Raw genomic sequence first — 23,902 nt, 5'->3', positions numbered from 1 at the left:
CACGCTGCGTCCGCTGGTGGGGGGGAGTCCGCTCCCGCGGGAGGCCATGAACCACTGGGCCTCCACGGGCGCTTTCAGCGTCCACGTCGGCTACCTGGGAGATCAGCGAGGCGCTGCTGCCCTGTGTCTGGGCAAGGCCATGGACGGCCCCGCGTCCTGGGCCGGCGACTCCGCGGTCCGGAACGGAACGCCATCGAGATCCGCGACGGAGTCGTCCTCATCCCCTTCCAGTACCGGAATGCCGAGTACCAGCACCGCACGGTGGACGAAGCGGCACGAGCTGACCAGGTCGGCCGAGGCCATCGTCGCGTACCCCCTGTACGGGAGATGTTTTCCCGTTGTACGACTGCTCCGTATCTGATGGCGGAGGCTGTGCACGCGGCGGCGGCAGTGGTGACAACGTTGTCTCGACGGAGCCGGAGCGTGCGTGGATATCGCGATGCTGGAGAGGTTCCGTGTTCACAAGATCAAAAACAGGCCCGAAAAGCCGTAGAAGACCCATGAGGTGCACCGCCGCACTGCTGGCCGGCGCCCTCGGTCTCGCCACCCTGTCCGGCGTCACCGGTACGGCTGCAGCGGCTCCGCAGGCGTCGTCCGGTGGCAAGGACTACACGGAGCTGGTCGACCCCTTCGTCGCCACCGCCGGTGACGACGGCAACGACCTGCCGGGTGCCCAGGCGCCGCACGGGCTGGCCAAGGTCAACCCGATGACCACGCCGGACCGCAACCACTCGGGGTACGACTACGACGAGGACCACATCGCCGGGTTCACCGCCACGAACCTGGACGGCGTCGGCGGTTCCGGTGGCGGCGGTGACCTGCTGGTCGTGCCGACCTCCGAGCAGTACGAGAGCCGGCCGGCCACCAGCACGTACGCGCACGCGTACAGCCACGACGACGAGACCGCGACGCCCGGCTACTACCAGGTGGGCCTGGACGCCCCCGCCGGGACCATCGACGCCGAGATGACGGCGACGACGCGCACGGCGCTGGAGCGGTACCGCTTCCCCGCCGGGGCACGGCCGCAGCTCGTGCTCGACCTTGCCAACAACTTCACCAGCCGCACCCGCGCGACGATGGACGCGACGACGCTCGCGGACGGCACCACCGCGATCGACGGCCTCATCGCCGGGTCGTTCAACGGCGCCTCGTACCGCATGTACTACCACGCCACCACCAACGTCCCCGTGACCTCCCTGGAGAGCTGGGGCGGCGACGGCAAGCTGACTGACGCGACCTCGCAGGACGGCACCGACACCGGCGCGGTGCTCGGCTTCGACCCGGCCGACGGCGACGACATCGAGCTGCGCGTCACCCTCTCCCCGATCAGCGCCGAACAGGCCGCGACCGACCAGGCCAATGAGGTCGGGGGCGCCACCTTCGAGCAGGTGCGGGCGGCGGCGAAGGCCGCCTGGAACAGCACCCTCGGCGCCGTCGCCGTACAGGCGTCCAGGACGGCCGATCCGGACGCGACGCTGACCAAGCAGTTCTACACCCACCTGTACCGCATGTACGCGCTGCCGGTGAACGCCACCAGCACCAGCGGTACCTACCGGGGTGTCGACGGGGCGGTGCACAAGGCGAACGGGTTCACGTACTACGACGGCTGGTCGTCCTGGGACGACTTCCGCAAGTTCTCCGTCGAGGCGTACATCGACCCGGCCACCTACCGGGACATGGTGCAGTCGGCCGTCATCCTGTTCGCCGACGCCCGCACCGCGGGCAAGAGCCTCAGCAGCCTGACCCACTCGGTGCCGACCGTGCGCTGGGAACGGCTGGCCGTCGTCATCGCCGACGCGCTGTCCAAGGGGTATGACGGCTTCGACCGGCTGGACGAGGCGTATCCCGCGCTGAAGTCGTATGTCGGGTACTACACCGGGACGCAGTTGCGGCAGGGATACATCGCGGGCGATCCCGGTACGACCGTGCAGCGCGGGTACGACCAGTGGGCGCTGGCGATCATCGCGGACGCGCTCGGCAAGGACGCGGACGCCGCGAAGCTGCGCACCCAGGCGACGATGGCCATCGACAACCTCGTCAAGCCGGCCGCCTGGACGGCCGCCGACGGCACCGAGGTCGGCCTGCTGACCCCGCGCGCGGCCGACGGCGACTGGCAGAGCGCCGACTACGAGAAGTTCGAGGCGGCCGGTCTCTACCAGGGCACCCTGTGGCAGTACAACTGGTACGACGCCTACGACATGGACGGCCTCATCGAGGCGATGGGCGGCACCGAGGCGGGCCGGGCCGCCATCGAGCACATGTTCGGCGAGGACTCCGACGCCGACGACGGCTCGACCATGCTGCACTCCAACGCCAACGAGATCGACCTCCAGGCGCCCTACCTCTTCAACTACGTCGGTGAGCCGAGCCTGACGCAGAAGTGGGTGCGCTCCATCTACACCGGCGAGACCTGGAACCGGTACATCGCGACCGGGTCGACCGATGAAGCGCCCAGTTCCGGCGGTGAGTTCACGCCACCGGTCAAGACCAAGGTCTACGAACTCGCCCCGGACGGCTTCCTGCCGACCATGGACAACGACGCCGGCACCATGTCGACCATGTTCGTCGCCGCCGCGCTGGGACTGTTCCCGGTGACCGCCGGGTCCAGCCAGTTCCAGATCGGCAGCCCGTTCTTCGACTCCACGACGATCACGTATGCCAACGGCAGCCAGTTCACCGTCAAGGCCGACGGGGTGTCCGCCCACAAGTACTACGTGCAGCGCGCCACCCTCAACGGCAAGCGGTTCGACAACACCTGGCTGGACTACTCGCAGGTCATCGCGGGCGGCTCCCTCGACCTCACGATGGGTGCCAAGCCGTCCTCCTGGGGTGCGAAGACCGAGCCCGCGTACTCGTTGAGCACGAGCACCGACGACGGTGACACCGGGCCGGGCAAGGGTACGTCCGTCCTGGCCGCCCGCCCGGCCAGCGTCGACACCGACGCCGCCGGGGCCGTGCACGACAGCGTGCGGCTCACCCTGTCGGGCAAGGCGACGTTCGCCGCCCGCAAGGGCACCAGCCTCACCAAGTCCGGGGCGGCGTCCGTCACGGGTCTTCCGGACGGTGTGACGGCCGACCTCCGGGTCACCGGCACGCGTACGGCGACCCTCACGCTCACCGGCAGCACCGAGACCGACGTCCGCCTCGGCCTCACCTTCCGGGACGCGGCCTTCGCCCACAAGGTCCCGGCCTCCTCCGTGACCGGCACCGGTGTGTCCGTGACCGACCCCCTGCGCATCTCCGCCGCCGCGGTGCAGCGCGAGGCGCTCAGCGACCTGACCGGCCAGGCGTCCCTGGTGCGGGAGGGCAACTACTCCGACGGCTCCCACACCGTCTTCCGGTCGGCGCTCGAACGGGCCCGGACCGCCCTCGCGGACAGCGACGCGGCCACGTCCACCCTCATGGCCGCACACGACGCCTTGCGGTCGGCGATCGACGCGCTCACCCTCGACGAGGGCGGGTACGCCGTCCTCCAGGCGGAGGACCCCGACCAGAAGGAAGGCCCGAGCCTGGTCAGTGAGGCGTACTACTCGGACGGCGACCTCGGCGGTGTCACCGAGGGCTCGTGGGTGCGCTACTCCGGCCTCGACTTCGGTGGCGTCGCCCCGCAGAGCATCTCCGTCCGGTACGCCAACTCGCAGGCCACGACCGCGACACCGAGCAGTGTCGACGTGCACGCCGGGGACGCCTCCGGTCCGGTCGTCGCCACCGTCTCCCTCCCCGGGACCGGCGGCTGGCAGTACTACACCACCGTCCAGGCGGCCGTCACCGACCCGGACGCGCTGCTGGACGCCTCCGGCGTGACGTTCGTGTTCCACGCGCCGTCCGGCCAGCAGTGGGTGTCGAACTTCGACTGGTTCCAGTTCTCCCCGGACCACGTCCCGTCGTCCGGCTCCACCACGACGCTCGCCACACTCACCGCGGCCAACTCCACCACCACCGGCAACGGTTCGGCCGCGCTCAAGCTGTCCAACGGCATCTTCGAGAACGTCACCAACGGCGCCTGGGCCGAGTGGCGAGGCACCGACCTCGGCGACGGCGCCGACACGGTCGCCGTCAGCTATGACAAGCCCAGTTCCCGGGCGGCGTCGGACTCGCACATCGAGCTGCACCTCGGGACGAAGGACGGTGACCGGACCGTCGCCATCCCGCTCGACTACACCGGCTCCGGCTGGGGCACCGTGGCCACCACGACCGTACCGCTGGACCCGGACGTCTTCACCGAGGTCCAGAACGTGTACGCCACGTTCGTCTCCAGCACCCAGACCGACGCCCAGCCGTACGTGGCCAACGTCTACTCCCTCACCCTGACCCGCAGCGCCGACACCCCGGTCGGCTTCGACGCCACCGCCTGGCAGGCGAACAGCGGCGGCGGGCTCAAGAGCGAGACGGCCACCTGGAGCGACGCGGGCGCCGCCACCAGCCTCGGCGGCACCTACGACGGGGCCTGGCTGGACTACGGCGACCTCGACTTCGGTACCTCCGCGAAGAACACCGTCACCCTCACCTACGTCAACAACTCCGCCCGCTGCGGCACGGGTTCCGCCGTCCAGCTCTATCTGGACTCCTTCGACGCGGACAGCCCCGGTACGCCGTACGCGACCGTCCCGCTGCCGGTCACCGGCAGCTCGTGGTCGTCGGGCGGCACGACCAGCCTGGCCCTCCCCGAGGGGATCACCGGCACCCACCGGGTGCACCTGCGGCTGACCACGACCGCGGACTCCGCGCACCCGTACGTCGCCAACCTGGGCCGGATCACCTTCGCCCACGCCGAGACGCCCGCCGGCACGGACAGCACCGCGCTCGGCAAGGCGATCGAGCAGTACGCGGGTCTCGCCGCCGACGCGGACCGGTACGGCACGATCGACTTCGGGGTGTACGAGCGCGAGCTCGCCGCCGCCCGTGACCTGCTCGCCGCCGCCGACGACGCGACGCAGCTGGAGGTCGACACGCGGACCCGGAGCCTCACCCTGGCCGCCAACCAACTGGTCCCGCTCCCGAGGCTGAAGCTGGAGGACCTGGTCAGCGCCGCGGCGGCACTGAACAACGCCCGGTACACGGACGCGTCCTGGTCGGTGTTCACCACCGCCCGCACCGCAGCCCAGGCGGCCGTCGCGGACGACGCGGCGACCGACGCGACCCTGACCGCCCGCTACCAGGCCCTCGACCGCGCGATCTCGGCGCTCCGGACGCAGCGCAAGACGGCGCCGACCGCGCCCGACGCGGTGTCGGTCACGGCGTCCGGCAGCAGCGTGACGGTCGCCTGGTCCGCTCCCGAGGACGACGGCGGCTCCCCGGTCACCGGCTACGAGGTCACCCTCAGCGGCGGCCACCAGGTGCGGATCGACGACCCGGCGACCCGGGCCGCCACCTTCACCGCCCTGAAGGACGGGGCGTCGTACACGGCCCGGGTCCGCGCGGTGAACGCCGTCGGCAGTTCGGACCGCAGTGCCGCCACCCAGCCCGTCGTCACCGGCGACAGCAGGCCCCAGACACCGACCGTGACCGGCGTGGTCACCGACGGCAAGCGGGTCCGGGTGACCTGGCACGCGGCCGGTGACGGCGGACACCCGCTCATCGGCTACACGGTGACCCTCGACGACGGCACCACCGTGTACGTGTCCGGCACCACGGACACGGCCCTGCTCACGACCGGGAGCGGAGCGAAGACGCACACCGCCACCGTCACCGCGGTCAACCTGGCCGGTGCCTCGGACGACAGCACCGACCCGACCACGGCCGCCACCGACGACCCCACCGGCTACGAACCCTCCCCCTTCCCCGACGACACCCTCGGCGCGGACTACGCGTCCGACTCCTGGCCGCAGACCGACGACGGGAGCGACTACTTCACCAACCTCCTCAGCGGCATCGACGGCCTCGGCACCGACATCCTCGGCGCCGACACCGGGACCGACGCGCTCACCGCGGAGAACGACGAGATCACCGTACGTATCAACAACGCGGCGACCCAGGCCCAGGTCGACCGGGCCGAGGTGGACGCGAACAGCAGCGGCACCGTCACCATGGCCGACGGCCTCGGCTCCCGGCTGGGCGAGATCTACCTCGACGCCCTCAACGGCGGCGACCTGCCGAAGACGAACGCGCTGTTCGGCCGGGTCACCCAGGACCTCGACACCCACGACGCGGCGAAGGAGCACTACGACTACCCGCGCCCCTACGTGCGGCTCGGGTTCGTCGGTGACGGCGGGCAGATCTACGAGTCGCAGGACGGCGGCTACAGCGGGCTGGCCGGCCAGGGTTCGTACCCGAGCGGTCACACCTACGGCGGCTTCGAGGCGGGCACCATCCTCGCCACGCTGCTGCCGGAGCTGGCCCCGTCGATCCTGGCCCGCGCCTCGGAGTACGGCGACAACCGGATCGTCCTCGGCTTCCACTACCCGCTCGACGTGATGGGCGGCCGGATGACCGCCCAGGCGACCGTCGCGCACCGGTGGGCGGACCCCGAGTTCGAGAAGCTGCTCACCCAGGCGCACACCGAGATGCGGAACGTGCTGCTCGCGGCGTGCGAGGCGAAGGGATACGGCGACACGCTCACCGAGTGCGCGGGTGACCCGTACGCCGGGCTGAGCACGGCCCAGGCCATCGACCTGTACACGCAGCGGCTGACGTACGGCTTCTCCCAGGTCGGCCAGTCCGGCCGGGCCCTCGACGCCCCGTCCGACGCGGCGGCGCTGCTGATCACCGCGTTCCCGGAGCTGACCGCCGAGCAGCGCACGCAGATCCTGGAGCAGACCGCGACCGACTCCGGCTACCCGCTCGACCTCACCGCCGAGGGCGGGGCGAGCTGGCAGCGGATCAACCTCGCGGCGGCGATGGCGGCGGACGTGGTGGTCAACGCCGATGGTTCGGTGACGGTGACCAACTTCTCCGACGCGACGAAGGCGAGCGTCGCGGACGCCTCCGCCATCACCGTCGGGGGCGTGCCGATCGACGGGTTCGACCCGGATGTGTCGACGTACGTCGTGGACCGGCCGACGAACGGGAAGCTCCCGGCGGTCGGCGCGGTGCCGGCCGAGTCCGGCGCCCGGGTGAAGGTCGGCACCGGCAGCGACACGGTCTCGTCGTCCACCGCCGGGTTCACCACCCGCACCGTCACAGTGACCTCGGCCAACGGAACGGTGGTGCGCACCTACACGGTCGGCTTCCAGCGGGCGGACCACGATCGCCGGCCGTCCTGGAACACCGGCGTCGGCGGCATCGACCGCGGCGGCTCCGACGGCACCGGGCTCTGGTCACCGGCCAGGGAGTGGGAGGTGACCGCGGGACGCGCGTCCCGCTGATCCGGCGCGGCACCCCGCCGCCGGTGTGACGGCCCGGCCGGTCACGCCGGCGGCGTGCGTCGCGCGGGGGCGGAGCCGGGTGGCCGGCGTGGCGGCGCCGCGGGTCAGGGGCGCGGACATGATGTCCGCGACGCTGGTACGGCCGGCGACGTGGGCGTCGAGCCGGCGCCCGGGCCGGCGGCACCCGGGACAGGGCGGTGTGGAAGACCCAGCGTACGTGCGCGGGTTCCTCACCGGGTACGCCGAGGCCGCGGGCGAGCAGTTCGGCGGGAAGCCGCGGTGACCTTCGAGGTCTTCACCCGGTAGTGGCACGGAAGGGGGTGGCGGGAGCCGCGGAAGCGGCCCGTGTCCGCGACGGACGGCACCGTACCGCCGGGGATCAGTCGGCCACCCGGTGCACGGGACAGCGGGGCGCCGAGGCGGCGTCCCCGGTGACGGCCGCGCGGTCCGCTTCCGTACCGGGCCGGTCGCTCCCGGCCCGCCGGTCCAGGTGCAACCGCAGCCCCTCCGGCATCAGGGTCAGCCGCTCGGTCACCCGCAGCCGGTAGTCCGGCTCGGGCCGCAGTGCGTAGCGGCGCAGCAGCAGTCCGAGGACCAGCGTCGCCTCGTGCAGCGCGAACTGCCGCCCGATGCACGCCCGCGCCCCCGTCCCGAACGGCTTGAAGGTGTGCGGGGCACGCGCGCGTACGGCCCTGGCGTCGAAGCGGTCCGGGTCGAACTCCTCGGGGTCCGGCCCCCACACCTCGGGGTCGCGGTGCAGCATCCCGGCGAGCACCAGCGCCCAGGCGCCGCGCCGCATCGGGTGCGTACCGTCCAGCACCGTGTCCTCGCGGGCCTCCCGCGCGAAGGCGGGCGCGGTCGGCCACAGCCGCAGCGACTCGTCCAGCACCCGGCGCACGTACCGCAGTTTGGCCACCTGCCCGTAGCCGGGCGCCTCGGTGTCACCCCATAGGCGGTCCACCTCGGCGCGGGCCCGGGCCGCGACGTCGGGGTGCCGGGCGAGGTAGTGCAGGGCGAAGGTGAGCGCTCCCGAGGTGGTCTCGTGGCCGGCCACCAGGAAGGTGATGACCTGCCTGCGGACGTTCTCCGGCGAGAGCCGCTCGCCGGTCTGCGGGTGGGCCGTCTCCAGCATCCGGTCGAGCAGGTCGCCCGCTCCGGCCCCGCCGCCGGCCGCCCGGCGGGCGTGGACCAGGCCGTCGACCGTGTGGTTGAGGTAGGCGATGTCGGCGCTGTTGCGGCGGCTCGCACCGCGCAGCAGCCAGGGGGCCAGCGGCGCGGGCACGGTGTTCAGACGCTGCGCGTGGGTGAGCGTGCCCACCATCGCGGTCACGAAGGGATGGGGACGGGACCGCTCGAAGGAGCCGAAGTCGTGTCCGAACCCGGTGCGCGCGATGGTCTCCAGGGTCAGCTTGGTCATGTCACCGGGCACGTCCACCGCCCGGCCCGCCGCCTCGGCCCGGTCCCAGTGGTCCGTGAGCCGTGCGGCCACGTCCAGCATCATCCCGTGGTAGCCCGCCATGGCCTCCCGGCTGAACCCGGGCGCCAGCACGTCGTGCGCGAGCTGCCAGTTGGGCTCGTGGTTGTACGCCGTGAACAGTCCGTCCCCGGCGACCGGCCGCAGGTTGGCCACGCCGAGTCCCACGTGCTTGGCGAACCGCTCCTCGTCCGCGAGGTCGGCGGCGAGGGAGGCGCCCCACACGAAGACGAACTCCTTGCCGAAGGCCCGCCGCCGGAATATGGGCCCCAGCCGCGGGGCGTAGTGCAGCGAGTCCTGCATCGGGGTGTGCCTGCTCGCTCCGAACACGTCCCCGAGCAGGGGGAGCCGGTACGGCGGGCGGGGAATGCGGTGCAGCTCGGGCCAGCCCAGTTCGGCGCTGCGGAAGCCCTTCGGCGGTCCGCCGGGTGCCGGTGCGTTCGTCGTCTCCGCCATGACGCGATCTCCCTTGACGCAGCGGTGTGCCGCATGTGCAGAGGCAAGCGTGTTGTACATGGATTCAATAACGCGCCTCAGTCTCGTCCCGTTGTTGAACCGGCGTCAAGTAAGGTGCGGGCATGGCCGCGAACCAGGGCGAGCGCACCCGCCGGAGGCTCCGTACGGAGGACCGCCGGGAGCAGCTGCTGGCGGTGGGCGCGCGGCTGTTCTCGGAGAGCCCCTACGACGAGGTGCGGATCGAACAGGTCGCCGAGATCGCCGGCGTCTCCCGGGGCCTGCTGTACCACTACTTCCCGAACAAGCGGGACTTCTTCGCGGCGGTCGTCGAGCGGGAGAGCGCGCGCATGCTGCGGATGACGGCGGCCGTGCCCGGTGTTCCGGTTCGTGAGCAGCTCACCGCCGGCCTGGACGCGTACCTGGAGTACGTCCGGGCCCACGCCCACGGCTACCGCGCCTTCCATCGCGCCGACGCGGCCGGGGACCGGGCCGTGCGCCGGGTCTACCGCAACGCGCTGGCCGCGCAGGAGCGTCAGATCCTCGCGGCCCTGGCCGCCGATCCGGAGTTCGGTCCGGGCTTCGAGGAGCGCGCCGAGGTGCGGCTGGCGGTGCGCGGCTGGCTGGCCTTCACGACCGCGGTCTGCCTGGAGTGGCTGCGGGAGTCGCAGCCGGCCCGGGCGCAGGTGCGGGAGCTGTGCGCGCGGACCCTGCTGGGTGCCATCGCGCCGTGAGCGCCGCCGTTGCCCCGCGCAACGCGCCCCCGTTCTGCCGAAGCGCGTCGTCCCGGCGCGGTGGAGAGGTCTCGTGGAGAACACGCGTCCTGGTTGGCGCACGCGGCGATCTCCGATAGGTTAGGTGAGCCTTACCTAATGAAGTGATGGAGGTTGGGGATGGGTGACAGCCACACCTGGACGGCCGCGCCTGCCGCGGCGGAACAGGCCCGTTCCGTGCTCGCCGCCGCCTGGTCCTGCGCGGTGACCGCGGAGGGCGGCCGCGAGGAGTTCGTCGGCGCGCACACCGTGTCCGACGACGGCCGGGTGCTGCTGCACGTGCCCGAGGACAGCGCGCTGCTCGCGGCGGCGATCTGCGCGCCCCGCGGGGAACCGTCCGCCGTGCTGGAGTTCGCCGACGTGGCGCCCGTCCCGGTGCGGGGGCGGATCAGGGCCCGACTGTGGCTGGCGGGCTGGTTCGCCCTGGAGGACGGCCACTTGGCGTTCCGGCCCACGCGCGTGGTGCTGCGCCGGCCGTCCGGTGCCGTGGTGGTCGACCTCGACGAGTTCGCCACCGCCCGGCCCGACCCGCTGGCCCTGGCCGAGGCGCGGCTGCTGACCCATCTCGCCGACTGCCACGGCGACGCGGTGGAGCGGCTGACCCGGCTCGTCGACACCGACAGCCTGCACGGCGCGGTCCGGGTCCGGCCGCTCGCCGTCGACCGGCACGGGCTGACGCTGCGCATCGAGCGCGTCCGCTCCCAGGGGGACGTACGACTGCCCTTCCACGCGCCCGCCGACGGCGTCGCACAGCTCACGGAGCGGATGCACACGCTGCTGGCACAGGCGAGCGCGGCCTCCTGCCCCCGGGCCCTGCATCGGCAGCGTACGGACGGGGACGGGTGAGGCGAACAGCGCGCCCACCGGGGGGCGGTTCGCCCCCGCCCCCGCGTGGACACGGTCCGTCCCGTGCCGGTGGTCCGTCCCGTGCCTGAGGCACGCGCCTGAGGTCCGTCCCGTGCCGGTGGTCCGTCCCGTGTCCGTGGCCCGCTCCGGCGTCCGTCGTCGGCCCGCGGTTACCAGTCCCCGTCCTCGACCGGCACACCCGGGGCGTCCTTCAGTGGCCGTACCTGCTGCGGCGCGGGCGTCTGCCACGGTTCGTGGTCGTCGCCGATCCAGTCCCCGACCGGCTTGACGTCCTGGAGCGGCTCGGTGGGCGCGAGGTCGTGGGCGTCCTGGTCGTAGTAGTCGTACCAGGGCAGACCGGCCTGCGTGTACGCCGCCCGGTCCACGGGGGAGGGCGGAGGCGCCTCGCCGGTGATGTGACGCCACTGCGGCGGCGTGACCAGATGGACGAAGACCCGGCCCGCGGGCCGCTCGGCCCAGTCCGCAAGCGGCCGTTCGTCCCGGTAGACCTCCTGCCGCATGGAGCCTCCGACGCCGAGCCCCATGGCGGGCGCCGGCCGGGCCCCGGCCGCGCCCGGGGCCGCCGGGGCGGCGGCCATGGGCATCGCCGCGCCGTAGGCCCCGCCCGACCGGGCCGCCCTGCGCGCGGTCTCCGCCCGGCGCCGTTCCTCCTCCCGCCAGCGGGCCAGCGCCGCCTCGCCCAGCGGGAAGGCCTGCAACTGGACGCCGCCCCAGACCTCCGCACCGGTGACCTGGCCCTCGACGGTCGCACCCATGCCGAGCGGCACCGCCACGAACTGGCGCACGGTACCCGCCCCGGAGTTGATGCCGTCCAGCCAGGGCTGGCGGGGGAGCACCACGTAGTTCTGCGGGTCACGGGCCAGCCGGTCGCTCCAGGGCCTGCCCGAGACGGCGCACACCTTGCCCACCCCGACCTGGAGCGCGGCGGGCTCCGTCGTGCCGGCGAAACTCAGCCACATGGCCTCGCGCAGGTACACCGGCAGCATCACGCCGCCGCGCGCCCGCCACGCCTCGGGCACGGTGCCGGCGTAGTCGGCGACCCGGCGGACCGGGAACTCCCCGAGTCCCGGCGGCAGCGGGTGGGTGCCCGTCTCGGGCAACCGCAGGGTGCGGATGAAGCGCACCGCCGCTCCGCCCGGCAGCAGCAGCCTGTTCCCGTCGATCCGCACGCTCGTGCCGGTCATCCGTACGCCCCCTTTTGTTCCGTCGGCGGACCTCGGTGTCTGCACCGGCCCCCGCCGTCCTCCATGGTCCCGCACCCGGGCACGGTCGCGAACCCGAGCATGCTCCGAGTCCGAGTACGGTCCCGAACCCGAGCATGCTCCGACTTCGAGTACGGTCCCGAACCCGGGCACGGTCCCGCACTCAAGAACGACGCGCGGCAGCCTTCCGGTTCCGCTTCCGGAGCCGGGACCGCACCCGATCCCGCGCCCGGGTCAGCCGCGGCATGCGTTCGCGCTGCTCGTGGGTGTGGCGGTCCAGTTCCTCCAGGAGCCGGCGGGAGCGGTGCTCGGTGTCCATCTCGTCGATGATGCGGTTGACCTCGGTCAGTACCGCACCCCGCAGATGCCACTGCCGGGCGTCGCGCCGGACGTCCTCCAGCAGCAGTCGGGCGAGTTTGTCCCGGGTGACCGCCGCCTGGCGCAGTTCGGCGGAGAGGCGTTCCTCCGCGGACTCGGCGTCGTCGCTGGCGCTGGTGGTGACCAGGACCGCGAAGCTGACCACGGCGTCGGCGATCTCGGCCAGGAGCTGCTGGACGGTGGCGCCCGTCTCGGCCGGGAACAGGGGCTCCGGCTCCCGCTCCTTCGCGAGGTCGGTGAAGGTCCGGGCGAGGACCCGCATCACCACGGTGCAGATCTCCAGGGTGTCCAGGCCGGTGCGCAGCACCACCCGGTGCAGCAGCCCTTCGCGTACCCGGGGGTTGAGCCGCAGGCTGTCCTCCGCCTGCCGGAGGTCCTCGTCCACCTCGCCGATGTCGTGGTCGAGGCGGCGGGCCTCGTGCAGCCGGGCCGCCGCCTGGTGGAACGGCGTGCTGTCGGCGGCCTCCTCACCCATGCGCAGCATCAGCTGCCGCACCCGCCGGGCCAGCCCCTCGATCGACTCGCCCGCCTGCTCCACCCACACCGGAGGGGCGAGCACGAGGTTGAAGGCCAGTCCGACGACGGCCCCGATCAGCGTCTCCACCACCCGCGCCCACGCCAGGCTGCCGTGCGAGGTCACGCCGAGCACCAGCATCGCGCTGATGGCCACCTCGGCCACGAACTCGTGCGCCCGCACCAGGTGCCCGACACCCAGCGCCGCCACGATCAGCAGGGCCAGACTCCACCAGCTGAGCCCCACCAACTGGCTGAAGGCGATGGCGACCAGGACACCGGCCACCACGGCGTTCACCCGGCGGAAGCTCATCTTGAGCGTGGCGTACAGGGTCACCTGGACGACCAGCAGCGCGGTCAGGGGCGCGGTGAGCGGCGCGGCCGACTTGTCGGGAGTCAGCCGCACCGCGATCACATAGGCGATCGACGCCGCGGCGGCCGAGCGCAGCGCCTGCACGACCAGGGGGTCTCTGAGCCATTTCACCCGCCGCACGGCCGACGCGGCCCGCTTTCGTACATCCCGCATCCTCGGGCTGTTCCCTTCCCCAGGCGCATCGAACGTATCCGGACAGGACGGTAACCGGACAAAGGGGGTAGGAACGGTTCTCACGCGCCGCGCGCCACCGGCCGTCCGGAATCTTCGGACGGTCCGCCTCGCCGAGAGAATCACGCGGTCACCTTGCCGAGGAACGCGGACAGGCGGCCGACGGTACGGGCGACCTGTTCCTCCAGGGAGAGGCTCTCCTCGAAGCGGGCGCCGCCCTCCGGGACCTTCCTGCCGCGCAGGTACAGGGAACAGGCGAGGTCGGTGCACATGTACAGGCCGACCGCGTTGCCCTCGCGTCCGGCCGGGCCGGCCTTGCGCGCCGTCATCAGGGAGACGCCGCCCCGGGGGTGGGTGGTGAGGCACAGTGCGCACATGCCGCGCCGGAGGAAACCGCGCCGGCGGGCTGGAACCGCAGGGCCACGCCGGTGACGCGGCCGTCCCCTTCGGTGACCGGATGGCTGCGGTCGGGTGCGCCCGGATCGCGCCAGCCCAGGAAGTCGAGTGCGTCCCAGGGGCGGGCGTCCAGGTCCCGGGGGATGTGCAGGCGCTTGGCCTCACCCCTCGAGCAGTTGATGGACGAACCACGGCCGACCTGCTCGGTGAGCGCTCTCACGGGAACCCCTCTGTGCGGAGACGTGCGGAAACCTGGGGGCCCTAGGTTCGCCCAGCCCAGGGAGGCCGCGAAGGGGGAGCCAGTGATGTGCGGGAGCGCGAATTCATAGCATGAATTAAGTAACGAGGGAAGTCGCGTGCCGCAGCCCGTCAGAGGTATGTTGCAGACCGGGCACATCACGGGAGGCGCCACATGGCGGGGCGGAACGGGCGCACGGTACGCGACCTCAGGAGGGCCAACCGTACGGCCGTGCTGCAGCGGCTCTACTTCGATGGACCGCTCAGCCGCTTCGAGCTGGGCCCCGCGACCGGGCTGAGTTCCGGGTCCGTCAGCAACGTCGTCGCCGACCTGGCCGCCGACGGCCTGGTGGAGGAGGCCGGCAGCGTCGACTCCGACGGCGGCAGGCCCCGCACCCTGCTGCAGGTGGCCCCCGGCAGCGGCCACATGATCGGTGTGGACGTCGGTGAGACCCGGGTGCGCGTCGAACTGTTCGACCTGACCCTCACCGAACTGGCCCGCGCCGAGCGCCCGCTGACCCAGCAGCGCTACGACGTCGAGGTGATCGTCGGCCACATCCGCGACGGCGTCACCGAGGTGCTGGCAGTGGCCGGCCTCGCACCCGAGCGGCTGCTCGGCGTCGGGATCGGCGTCCCCGGCATCGTCGAGCACACGCCGGACCGGGGCGCCGTCGTGCACGGCCAGACCATCGGCTGGGACGCGGTCCCGCTGGAGGCGCTGCTCCGCGCCGGCTCCCCGCTGCCCGACACCGTCCCCCACTTCATCGACAACGGCGCCAAGACCCTCGGCCAGGCCGAGATGTGGTTCGGCGCGGGACGCGGCGCCCGCAACGCGGTCGTCGTCCTCTTCGGCTCCGGTGTGGGCGCCAGCCTCGTCACCCCCGACGTCGAGCAGGGCCGGGCGGTCGAGTGGGGTCACCTGACGGTGCGGGTCAGAGGACGCCGCTGCCGCTGCGGTGCGCTCGGCTGCCTGGAGGCGTACGCGGGCGCCGAGTCACTGCTGGCCCGCTGGCGGGAGGAGGGCGGCCGGGTGCCGGAGGGCACCGACGAGGAGACCGCCCTGACCGCCCTGCTCGCCGCCGCCCACCCGGCCGACGACCGGACGGCCGACCCGGTCGCGCTCGCCGTCCTGGAGGAGACCGCCGAGTACCTGGGCGCCGGCCTGTCCGACCTGATCAATCTCTTCCAGCCCGAGCGCATCCTCATCGGTGGCTGGGCCGGACTCCAGCTCGGCACCCGCTTCCTGCCCGCGGTACGCCGTCACGCGGTGTCGTACGCGCTGCGCCACCCCGCCGAGAAGGTGACGGTCGATCTGGGGCGGCTCGGTCCGGACGCGGTGACCGTCGGCGCCGCGATCCTGCCGCTGGCCGACTTCTTCGCGCGCGGTGGCCGGCGCCCCCAGCCGGAGCCCGACCACCCGGCCCCCGCCTGGCGCACCGCCCTCGAGGAGCGGGCCCCGCACTGATGTTTCGCTGGTCACCGCGGAGGTACCCGGCGTCGCTCGGACCATCCGCAGGACCGTGGAAAAGGAGCGCGCCGTGACCGACCACCGCCTCGAAGGACCGGGCGAGTCCGGTGACCCCGTCCCGCGGGACATGCCGGACCAGCAGGCCGGCCCCGGTGACGACCCCTGGGAGGCCGCCGCCCCCACCCGGGAGCAGCTCGAGCAGGGTCAGCGCCCGGAAGGCGACGAGGACACCGGGACCGACGACGAGAGGGCGGACGAGGCCGGTGCCGGTACCGACGTCCCCGACACCGACGAGGCCGGGACGGGCCGTCGGGGAGCCCCCCGCCCGGGGGCGGGGCAGTCCGGACAGCCGGTGCCCGACGAGTCCTCCGGCTGACGACGCTTCCGCGCGACGGGCCCACGACGGGCCGGTGGCCTCCGCCACGGCGGGGGACACCGGCCCGTTCCCGTCTTCCGGCACTCAGCCGACCTTGCGCCCCCGCAAGGGCTCGGTGGCCGCCCCGGCGCCCTGCTGGAAGCCCTGGAGGAACTCCTCCAGTACCGCCGTGGCCGTGTGCACCGGACGCCAGCCCAGCTCCGCCCGGGCCCGGGTGCAGTCCATCAGCGGCAACCGCAGCACCGCGTCGAACAGGTGCGGGGAGGCGGGCAGCAGGTGCAGCCCCCACGCGGCGGCGATCGCCGAGCGGGCCGCGGTTCGCGGCAACCGCACCGGACGCGCCCCGAACATCTCGCCGAGCAGCTCGGCGTCGACCGGCGGTTCGGCGGCGAGGTTGAACGGGCCCCGCGCGTCCTGCGAGCGCACCGCCAGCCGGTACGCATGCGCCGCGTCGTCGGTGTGGAGCGCCTGTACCCGCAGCCCGGGGACGTCCGGCAGGAAGGGGAGCAGCTCCGGGCGCGCGAGCGGACCCGGCAGGAACCTGCCGCCGAAGATCCGGCGCTGCTCACTGGCCGACTCCCGCTTGAAGAGGAAGGCCGGGCGCATCCGCACCACCCTGATTCCCGGGTGGTCGCGTTCGAAGACGTCCAGGACCCGCTCCAGGTAGGCCTTCTCCCGGCAGTAGGCGGCGTCCGGCCAGCCGTGCGTGGGCCACGACTCGTCCACGGCGTGGTCCTTGGGCCCCGGCGAGTACGCGCCGACCGACGAGGCGTGCACCAGCGCGGGCACCCCGGCGGCGGCCACCGCCTCGAAGACCCGGAGGGAGCCGAGTACGTTCGTGCGCCAGGTCGTCGCCGGGTCGTGCGTCGGCTGGAAGGCCCAGGCCAGGTGCACCACGGCGTCGGCGCCGGCGAGGTGGCCGGTCAGCTCGGCCCGGTCCGAGGCCAGGTCGACCGCCACCCACTCCGTCTTCGGGGGCGTCCACTCGGGAATCCGCCGGGCCAGCCCCACCACGGACCCGACCTCCGGGTCCTCCGAGAGGAGCCGGACCACACTGGTGCCCACGTTGCCGGTGGCACCCGTGACCACGATCCTGCTGCCCGCCGTGCTGCTCACCTTGCGCTCCTCTCGGTCACGTACCCGTGCGGATACCCGTGCGCTGGGCACCGGGTACCCGTATCGGCGAAGGGGCACGCAAGGAGAGGCCCCGACCGCGACGGGGGAATCACGATCGGGGCGATCAGGGGCGGACACGGAGGGCGGTCGCCTCTCGGCGAAAGGCTCCACAGGGCTTCAGCCGAACGATCGTCCCTGTGGGCGGAAGGTGAGGCCCGGGGACACTGTCCCCTCCGTGCCCACGCCTTGTTCAACGGGGGAGGGTCCGCCGGTGTTCCGCCGGCTGTCGTGTTTTGAGGTGATGTGAGTCACTGCGTCCGGGGTGCGGGGACGATCTCGGCCCACAGGTTCTCGGCCTGCAACAGCAGCGTGCCGAGGACAGCGGCCTGTGCGGCCCCCTGTCCGGCGTGTTCGCGCAGCCCTTCCTGCAGGCGCTGGTGCAGCTCCTCCATGGTCGCCTCCGTCGCCTCCTCCGGACGGGACCCGGCGGCCTCGCCCAGCATCCGGTCGGCCTCGGTGCGGCACGCGTCGCCGATCAGGCACAGCAGCTGCGCGTAGAGGTCCAGCACCGGTCCCTCGGGCGGGGCGGGGGTCCGCTGCTCGTCGGCCGCGACCGACAGCGTCCGGGTCAGCGCCGTGATGTGGCCGGTGACGCGGTTCCAGCGCTGGTCCTCCTCCTCGGGAGGGACGGCGGTGGGCGCGCGGTTGAGCAGCCGCAGCGGGCCGTAGGTCAGGCGCAGGCTCTCCTGGCTCCAGGACCGCGCCGACCGCAGTGCCTCCGCACGCCGCTGCATTCGCGCGGACGTACTCGACCAGCCGGTGGCGGTCTGCGCGTCCCACTCGGTCTTGTGCAGGTCCTCCGCGACCGTGTGCAGGACGTCGCCCGCCTCCCGCGCCAGAGCCGCCAGGTTCTCCCGCACGTCGCGCAGATGGATCGGCGGCAGGACGAGGGCGTTGACCGCCACGCCGATGAACGCGCCGAGTGCCGCCTGCCCCAGCCGGTGCCCGACCGCCGAGGCCGACACGGCCGTCCCCGAGACCAGGACGAACACCGCGGTGGTGGCCGCGTAGATGCCCTGCTGGCCGAAGCGGGACCAGTTCGCGACGAGCATGAGCACCGGCAGCGACAGCGCCAGAGCCCCCGTGTGGTCGTCGGTGAGGACCTGCGCCCCGGACGCCAGCAGCGCCCCGGTGCAGATGGCCGCGAACTGCTGCGTGGCGAGCCGGACCGAACTGTAGACCGTGGCCTGGACGAGGACGAGCGCGACCCAGGGCGCCATGAGCGCCATCGGGTCGTCCATCCAGACGCCCGCCACGAGCCAGGCGAGCAGGGCCGCACCGGCGGCCTTCAGCGACTGGACGACCAGGTCGCGTTCACGGCCCGGCCCCCGCCAGGCGGCCCCGGCGGCCCGCCCGACGACGACCGCCTCCCGCCACACCGCGTCCCATGGCCGCCACCCCCGAAGTCTCTGCCTGCCCGTTCCTGTCACAGCGGTCATGCGGTACCGGGTTTCCACGAGACCGGCCGGTACGTCCGGATGTGATCCACGACTCGGCGGCTCACGCGAAGGGGCTCCGCTCCAGGGAGCCCAGCAGGTCGGCCGGGTCGGCGTAGACCGCGTCCGCGCCCGCCTCCTCCAGGTCCGCCCGGGGCAGACCGCCGCACAGTACGGCCACGCAGCGCACCCCGGCCCGGCTGCCCGCCCGCATGTCCCAGACGGTGTCGCCGACGAAGACCGCCCGCTCGGCCGGCACCCCGGCCAGCTCCAGGGCGTGCTCGACCGGCTCGGGTGCCGGCTTGCCCGCGCTGACGTCGTCGGCGCTCGCGGTGGCGGCGATCGCGTCGTCCGCGTCGATCGCCCGCCGCAGCGCGCCCAGCTCCGGACCGCCGGCCGAGGTGGCGAGGACCACCTTCCAGCCGTCACCGGCCAGGCGGCGCAGCAGCGCGCCCGCGTCCGGCAGCGCCGGCAGGCGGTCGAAGTACTGCCCGTACAGCGCCTTGTGGGCGGCGCTCAGCTCCGCGTCCTGGTCCGTGTCCCGGTCCTCGCCCAGCAGGTGCCCGACGAGGTCGGTGGAGGCGAGGCCGACGGCCCGGTGGATGGCGTGCATGGGCACGCGGTGCCCCGCCTGCCGGAACGCCTCCCACCAGGTCGCCACATGCAGGTGATTGGTGTCGACGAGGGTTCCGTCGACGTCGAACACGGCCGCCCGTTCCATGTACTGTTCCCTTCCTGGTCCGTGGATCGCCCGGCGGGTACCACGTCAGCCGCCCGCCACTCCGGACGGTGTACGGCCTTCCCGGGTCCAGGCCAGCAGCTCGTCCCGCGACCACGTGGTGACCACGCGCTCCGCGGGCACCCCGCACTCCTGAGCCCGCGCGCACCCGTGGATCTGCCAGTCCAGCTGGCCGGGCGCGTGCGCGTCGGTGTCGACGGAGAACAGCACGCCCGCCGCCACCGCCCGGCGCAGCAGCCGGCGCGGCGGGTCGAGCCGCTCCGGCCGGCTGTTGATCTCCACGGCCGTGCCGGACTCCGCGCAGGCGGCGAACACCTCCTCCGCGTCGAACTCCGACTCCGGCCGCCCCCGTCCGGTCAGCAGTCGTCCGGTGCAGTGCCCGAGAACGTCCGCGTGCGGATCGCGTACGGCGGCCACCATGCGGCGGGTCATCGCGCGGGCGTCCATCCGCAGCTTGGAGTGCACCGACACCACCACGACGTCGAGCCGCTCCAGCAGTTCCGGTTCCTGGTCGAGCGAGCCGTCGTCGAGGATGTCGCACTCGATGCCGGTCAGCAGCCGGAACGGTGCCCAGGTCTCGTTGAGCGCGGCCACCTCGTCGAGCTGCTCGCGCAGCCGCTCGGGGGAGAGCCCGCGGGCCACCGTCAGCCGCGGCGAGTGGTCGGTCAACGCGGCCCACTCGTGTCCGAGCGCCGCCGCGGTCCGGCCCATCTCCTCGATCGGGCTGCCGCCGTCCGACCAGTCGGAGTGCAGATGGCAGTCGCCGCGCAGCCGCTCCCGCAGCCGCTCGCCGCCCCGGGCGAGCGGGGTGCCCGCCTCGCCCTCCAGCCTCTCCAGGTAACCGGGCGCCTGCCCGGCCAGGGCCTCCCGCGCCACCTGTGCCGTCTTGGGACCGACCCCCTTCAGCGACTCCAGGGAGCCGGCCCGCTCACGCAGCTCGGCGGCCGGCAGCCCACCCAGCACCCGGGCCGCGGTACGGAAGGCGCGGACACGGTACGTCGGTGCCTGGGACCGCTCCAGCAGGAACGCGATCCGCTCCAGCGCCTCGACGGGTTCCATCGGCGCCTCCTCCGTACTCGTCCGGCTCGTCCGTACTCGTCCGGCTTGGTCCGCTCTCGGCTTGGTCCTCCTCCGGCACGTCCAGGGTTCCCCAGTGCCCCGGGGCCCGCACCACGAGCGGGCGGTTTGCCCGTACCGCGTCCGGACAACTGGGTTCCCCGCGCGGGGCCGAAGTGCCGGGGGGCGCCGAAGAGCGTCGAGAAGGAGGCCCGGCCTGCCCAGCCCCGGACCGTCCGGCGCAAAGGTGGCCGACCTGGCCGGCCCCTTCCTGTGCGGGCAGAACGCGGCCCGGCGCATGATCCGGCAGGGGAGGGCGGCCGGATCGCATCCGGCGAGCGATGCCCGGCGGCGGCCCCGAGCGGGAGCGGAGCGTTGCGGCCTACCCTCGATGCATGACCGAAATCGACGCCCCGCACATCGGCGGACCGCGGGTTCTCGTGCTCCGGGTGCAGCCGGGCACGCCGCCGTTCCGGATCGTGGAGATCGACGGCCAGGTGGTCGGCGAGGCCAGGGGCGTCACCGACGTCCTGGAGGCCGCCGCGGCCTTCGGCATCACGGTCCACGACCTCGACGACCCGGACGTGGTCCGCTGGGTGGGCGGGGACAAGTTCACCTGGATGCCGCACTGACCCCGCCCGGGTGCCTCAGCCGACCGTCCACTTCTGGTTGGCGCCGCCCGTGCAGGTCCAGATCTGCAGCCGGGTGCCGTTGGCCGAGCTGTTGCCCGCGACGTCGAGGCACTTGTCGGCCTGCGGATTGACGATGTCGCGCGCCGCGGTGACGACCCACCGCTGGGCCGCGCTGCCGTTGCAGTCCCACAGCTGGACGACGGTGCCGTCCGCCGTCCCGCCGCCGTTCACGTCCAGGCACTTGCCGAGCGCCCGGACCGTGCCGTCGGAGCCCACCGTCCACCGCTGGGCCGCGGTGCCGTTGCAGTCGTAGAGCTGTACGGGGGTGCCGTTGGCGGAGTTCGCCGCGGCGACGTCCACGCACTTGCCGGCCAGGCCCCGGATCGCGCCACCGGTCCCCGAGTCGCTCGTCGTCACCGACACGTGGTCCACGACCAGCGACTGCGGGAAGACCGTCGAGCCGTCCGGGTCGCCGGGCCAGTAGCCGCCGACCGCCAGGTTCAGGATCAGGAAGTACGGCCTGTTGAACACCCACTGCTTCCCGCCGAGGTCGGCCGGGGTGCGCCGCTGGTAGACGTTGCCGTCCACCGACCAGGTGATCGAGTCGGGCGCCCAGTCGACGGCGAAGGTGTGGAAGCCGTCCGCGAAGGCCTGGCCGCCCGGCAGGGTGTAGCCGGCGCCGATGCCGCCCGAACCGGAGTAGCCGGGGCCGTGGAGGGTGCCGTGCACGGTGGAGGGCTCGAACCCGACGTTCTCCATGATGTCGATCTCACCGGAGTCCGGCCAGTTGACCGGGGTGCCCAGCATCCAGAACGCCGGCCACATGCCCTGCCCGCGCGGCACCTTCATCCGGGCCTCGACGTGCCCGTACTGCGCCGTGAACCTGCCCGAGGTGTTGAGCCGGGCGGAGGTGTACTGGCAGGTTCCGTACCAGCACTGGTAGTTGGCGGGATTCTCCTTGCGGGCCGTGATGACCAGGTGGCCCTGGCCGTCCAGGGCCGCGTTCTTGTTGCCGGAGGTGTAGTACTGCCGTTCGTGGTTGTTGACGTTGTCGCCGGTCTCGACCTGCCACTTCGAGGAGTCGACGGCCGCGCCGGCGGGTCCGTCGAAGGTGTCGGAGAACGTCACGGCGGCGGCCGCGGCGCCGGCGGACCCGGTGGCCGCCGGTTCCGCCTGGGCGGGGCCGGACACGAGGGAGGCGGCCAGCCCGGCGGACAGGGCGGCGGCGAGGAGACATCTGCGGAGCAGGCGTGGACGGGCCACGGCTCTCCCTTCCGTACGGCGTCCCGGGGGCGGGAGCACCGACCGAGGTGGGGGGTAGGGGTGTCTCCTCTTGATTTAAGTGGTGAACTAAGGGGTGGTCAATACCTTGGTACGGACCACCCGGCCTTCCCTCAGGAGCGGGGGCGGCGTGCGTGCACCGCGCGGCTCATCCGCCGGCCCAGGAGCAGGTAACCGATCAGCGCGCCCGTGGTGTTGAGGATGACGTCGTCGACGTCGAAGGCCCTCCCGGTGACCAGGGCGCCCTGGGCGAACTCCACCAGCAGCATCACGACCGCCGTCAGCAGCAGCACCCGCAGCACCCCGCGCGTGCGCGGGGCCACGACCGGAACCAGCACGCCGAAGGGGACGCCCAGCAGCAGGTTGCCGCCGATCTGTTTCACGGCGTCACGCAGCGCGGGCTGGTCCAGATAGGCCCTCAGCGAGCGCCCGGGATGCATGTTGGTGTGCGTCAGCGCCTCCGAGGCGGGGGAGGGGTGCAGGGTCAGCCGGGCCAGCACCACCGCGAACGCCACCATGAAGACGAAGGCGCACGTCATCGCCAGCAGGCGCAGCGGGAGGGGGAGCGGGCGCCGTTCGCGCCGGTCGGCTTCCTCCGGTTCGGGGGCGCGCGGGGTCTTGGCGGTACGGGGGCGCAGTAGGGAACGCGGCCCCGTTGCGGCACGAGCCATTCGGTCCTCCAGTCGTCAACTTCCCTGCATGGTCGGCCGGTTACCCGCCGAATCGCCGAGGATGCGAGGCGAGCCGTGGAATCCGGGCCCCGGCCCGCCCCGCCCCCTCCGTCCACCCCCGGCCGGACCGGTTTTCCCGGCGGTTCCGGCCGGGGCGCGGGTGAGGTCCGCGCGTTCAGGTCCCGTAGGTCACCCGTACCTCCTCGAAGCCGAGGGAGCGCAGCAGGCCCTGGAGCATCGCCGTGGTGTTGGTCTCGGCGCGCGCCTTCAGCTCGCTGTCCTTCGCCGCGTCACCGATGTGCCGGGCCGCGAGCTTCTGCACGGCCTGTTCACCGTTCGGGTTGTCCGAGAACAGGTCGCCGAGGCGGTCGAGGAGCCCCCGCTGCTTGGACACGGCGTAGGAGCGGTCGGGGTCGAGGGCCGGTTCACCGAGCGCGGCGTGCGGCAGCCGCAGCGTGGCCGAGGTGCGGTCGTCATCGACCGTCACGTCGTTCTCGCCCACCTTCCCGAGGTCGACGTAGGCGTCGACGGTGCCCGCCCCCACGTACAGGGTGCGGGTGCCGCGGATCGCGTCGGGCAGCAGCTTGGTGTCCTTCTCGAGGTCCACGACGACCTGGAAGTTGCCGGACGCGGCCTCGTAGCGGCTGATGTCCTGGATGGACTCCAGCAGGGCCGGACCCGAGCGGTCCCGGGTCTCGGAGCCGAACAGGTCCTTCAGACCCGGCACGACACTCAGCCGCAGTCCCGCGAAGAGCACGACGAGCACCAGCACGAGCGCGCTCAGCACCTTCGCCCAGCCGGGCATGCGCCCAGGGTGGTTCCTGATGGGAGTCGTCATGGCGACGGCCCTCCTTCCTATGGTCCGGATGCCCTCCATCTCCCCGCACAGGCAGAGCAGTTGACGGCCGAAAGAAAGCACCGGGGTT

The 23,902-nt window shown here is 72.9% G+C and carries 16 protein-coding genes and 1 pseudogene; 6 read left to right on the top strand and 11 right to left on the bottom strand.

Annotated features, from left to right (window positions below; all coding sequences use genetic code 11):
• The first annotated feature begins 500 nt into the window (after positions 1-500).
• Entirely contained in the window at positions 501-7,304 is a 6,804-nt protein-coding gene (locus ACVV2G_RS16665) for a glycoside hydrolase domain-containing protein (protein ID WP_453843467.1), read from the top strand.
• Positions 7,305-7,683: 379 nt separating this feature from the next.
• On the opposite strand, the gene ACVV2G_RS16660 is transcribed toward ACVV2G_RS16665, so the two are convergent.
• Positions 7,684-9,234 carry a cytochrome P450 gene (locus ACVV2G_RS16660; protein ID WP_453843466.1) on the bottom strand — a complete coding sequence of 517 codons (1,551 nt, stop codon included), beginning with the start codon at positions 9,232-9,234 and terminating at the stop codon, positions 7,684-7,686.
• A gap of 122 nt (positions 9,235-9,356) precedes the next feature.
• Here ACVV2G_RS16660 and ACVV2G_RS16655 point away from each other — a divergent pair, with 122 nt between their 5' ends.
• Both ACVV2G_RS16655 and ACVV2G_RS16650 read left to right on the top strand, forming a co-directional pair.
• Positions 9,357-9,965, top strand: a complete 609-nt coding sequence (locus ACVV2G_RS16655) for a TetR/AcrR family transcriptional regulator (protein ID WP_453843465.1) — start codon at positions 9,357-9,359, stop codon at positions 9,963-9,965.
• 159 nt (positions 9,966-10,124) lie between these two features.
• Positions 10,125-10,850 carry a DUF2470 domain-containing protein gene (locus ACVV2G_RS16650; protein ID WP_453843464.1) on the top strand — a complete coding sequence of 242 codons (726 nt, stop codon included), beginning with the start codon at positions 10,125-10,127 and terminating at the stop codon, positions 10,848-10,850.
• 170 nt (positions 10,851-11,020) lie between these two features.
• Here the strand turns inward: ACVV2G_RS16650 and ACVV2G_RS16645 are convergent, their stop codons facing one another.
• From ACVV2G_RS16645 to ACVV2G_RS16635, 3 genes and pseudogenes are all read right to left on the bottom strand, one after another.
• On the bottom strand, positions 11,021-12,055 hold the full coding sequence (locus ACVV2G_RS16645) for a hypothetical protein (RefSeq protein ID WP_453843463.1): 1,035 nt from the start codon (positions 12,053-12,055) through the stop codon (positions 11,021-11,023).
• A 181-nt stretch (positions 12,056-12,236) separates the two neighbouring features.
• Positions 12,237-13,490, bottom strand: a complete 1,254-nt coding sequence (locus tag ACVV2G_RS16640) for an FUSC family protein (protein ID WP_453843462.1) — start codon at positions 13,488-13,490, stop codon at positions 12,237-12,239.
• A gap of 140 nt (positions 13,491-13,630) precedes the next feature.
• A pseudogene (locus ACVV2G_RS16635) lies at positions 13,631-14,124 on the bottom strand (FBP domain-containing protein).
• 192 nt (positions 14,125-14,316) lie between these two features.
• Here ACVV2G_RS16635 and ACVV2G_RS16630 point away from each other — a divergent pair.
• Positions 14,317-15,606 (top strand): ROK family protein, encoded by a 1,290-nt coding sequence (locus ACVV2G_RS16630; RefSeq protein ID WP_453843461.1) that lies wholly within the window; start codon positions 14,317-14,319, stop codon positions 15,604-15,606.
• Between the two features lie 73 nt (positions 15,607-15,679).
• Positions 15,680-15,985 (top strand): hypothetical protein, encoded by a 306-nt coding sequence (locus ACVV2G_RS16625; protein ID WP_453843460.1) that lies wholly within the window; start codon positions 15,680-15,682, stop codon positions 15,983-15,985.
• Positions 15,986-16,069: 84 nt separating this feature from the next.
• Here the strand turns inward: ACVV2G_RS16625 and ACVV2G_RS16620 are convergent, their stop codons facing one another.
• From ACVV2G_RS16620 to ACVV2G_RS16605, 4 genes are all read right to left on the bottom strand, one after another.
• Complete coding sequence (locus ACVV2G_RS16620; RefSeq protein ID WP_453843459.1) at positions 16,070-17,101, bottom strand: SDR family oxidoreductase; 1,032 nt, start codon at positions 17,099-17,101, stop codon at positions 16,070-16,072.
• A 308-nt stretch (positions 17,102-17,409) separates the two neighbouring features.
• Positions 17,410-18,600 (bottom strand): FUSC family protein, encoded by a 1,191-nt coding sequence (locus ACVV2G_RS16615; protein ID WP_453843458.1) that lies wholly within the window; start codon positions 18,598-18,600, stop codon positions 17,410-17,412.
• Between the two features lie 61 nt (positions 18,601-18,661).
• The gene (locus tag ACVV2G_RS16610) at positions 18,662-19,318 is read right to left on the bottom strand and encodes an HAD family hydrolase (protein ID WP_453843457.1); all 657 of its coding nucleotides are present in this window, start codon (positions 19,316-19,318) and stop codon (positions 18,662-18,664) included.
• Positions 19,319-19,363: 45 nt separating this feature from the next.
• Positions 19,364-20,395: a PHP domain-containing protein gene (locus ACVV2G_RS16605; protein WP_453843456.1), complete on the bottom strand. Its 1,032-nt coding sequence runs from the start codon at positions 20,393-20,395 to the stop codon at positions 19,364-19,366.
• Between the two features lie 392 nt (positions 20,396-20,787).
• Between ACVV2G_RS16605 and ACVV2G_RS16600 the strand changes: the two genes are divergently transcribed.
• Positions 20,788-21,024 carry a hypothetical protein gene (locus tag ACVV2G_RS16600; RefSeq protein WP_453843455.1) on the top strand — a complete coding sequence of 79 codons (237 nt, stop codon included), beginning with the start codon at positions 20,788-20,790 and terminating at the stop codon, positions 21,022-21,024.
• Positions 21,025-21,039: 15 nt separating this feature from the next.
• Here ACVV2G_RS16600 and ACVV2G_RS16595 read toward each other — a convergent pair whose 3' ends face one another.
• From ACVV2G_RS16595 to ACVV2G_RS16585, 3 genes are all read right to left on the bottom strand, one after another.
• Entirely contained in the window at positions 21,040-22,287 is a 1,248-nt protein-coding gene (locus ACVV2G_RS16595) for a ricin-type beta-trefoil lectin domain protein (protein WP_453843454.1), read from the bottom strand.
• A gap of 131 nt (positions 22,288-22,418) precedes the next feature.
• Positions 22,419-22,976 (bottom strand): VanZ family protein, encoded by a 558-nt coding sequence (locus ACVV2G_RS16590; protein ID WP_453843453.1) that lies wholly within the window; start codon positions 22,974-22,976, stop codon positions 22,419-22,421.
• A gap of 175 nt (positions 22,977-23,151) precedes the next feature.
• Complete coding sequence (locus ACVV2G_RS16585) at positions 23,152-23,814, bottom strand: DUF4230 domain-containing protein (protein ID WP_453843452.1); 663 nt, start codon at positions 23,812-23,814, stop codon at positions 23,152-23,154.
• Positions 23,815-23,902: the final 88 nt, after the last annotated feature.

It is taken from the genome of Streptomyces sp. JK94 (assembly GCF_053613315.1).
The sequence above is the reverse complement of the archived record's forward strand: the minus strand, read 5'-3'. Positions and strand labels throughout refer to the sequence as shown.

What these genes read in the sequence shown, in the direction of transcription:
- ACVV2G_RS16665 (WP_453843467.1), top strand. Translation starts at nt 501, where the DNA reads ATGAGGTGCACCGCCGCACTGCTGGCCGGCGCCCTCGGTCTCGCCACC.
- ACVV2G_RS16660 (WP_453843466.1), bottom strand. Translation starts at nt 9,234, where the DNA reads ATGGCGGAGACGACGAACGCACCGGCACCCGGCGGACCGCCGAAGGGC.
- ACVV2G_RS16655 (WP_453843465.1), top strand. Translation starts at nt 9,357, where the DNA reads ATGGCCGCGAACCAGGGCGAGCGCACCCGCCGGAGGCTCCGTACGGAG.
- ACVV2G_RS16650 (WP_453843464.1), top strand. Translation starts at nt 10,125, where the DNA reads ATGGGTGACAGCCACACCTGGACGGCCGCGCCTGCCGCGGCGGAACAG.
- ACVV2G_RS16645 (WP_453843463.1), bottom strand. Translation starts at nt 12,055, where the DNA reads ATGACCGGCACGAGCGTGCGGATCGACGGGAACAGGCTGCTGCTGCCG.
- ACVV2G_RS16640 (WP_453843462.1), bottom strand. Translation starts at nt 13,490, where the DNA reads ATGCGGGATGTACGAAAGCGGGCCGCGTCGGCCGTGCGGCGGGTGAAA.
- ACVV2G_RS16630 (WP_453843461.1), top strand. Translation starts at nt 14,317, where the DNA reads ATGGCGGGGCGGAACGGGCGCACGGTACGCGACCTCAGGAGGGCCAAC.
- ACVV2G_RS16615 (WP_453843458.1), bottom strand. Translation starts at nt 18,600, where the DNA reads ATGACCGCTGTGACAGGAACGGGCAGGCAGAGACTTCGGGGGTGGCGG.
- ACVV2G_RS16610 (WP_453843457.1), bottom strand. Translation starts at nt 19,318, where the DNA reads ATGGAACGGGCGGCCGTGTTCGACGTCGACGGAACCCTCGTCGACACC.
- ACVV2G_RS16605 (WP_453843456.1), bottom strand. Translation starts at nt 20,395, where the DNA reads ATGGAACCCGTCGAGGCGCTGGAGCGGATCGCGTTCCTGCTGGAGCGG.
- ACVV2G_RS16600 (WP_453843455.1), top strand. Translation starts at nt 20,788, where the DNA reads ATGACCGAAATCGACGCCCCGCACATCGGCGGACCGCGGGTTCTCGTG.
- ACVV2G_RS16590 (WP_453843453.1), bottom strand. Translation starts at nt 22,976, where the DNA reads ATGGCTCGTGCCGCAACGGGGCCGCGTTCCCTACTGCGCCCCCGTACC.
- ACVV2G_RS16585 (WP_453843452.1), bottom strand. Translation starts at nt 23,814, where the DNA reads ATGACGACTCCCATCAGGAACCACCCTGGGCGCATGCCCGGCTGGGCG.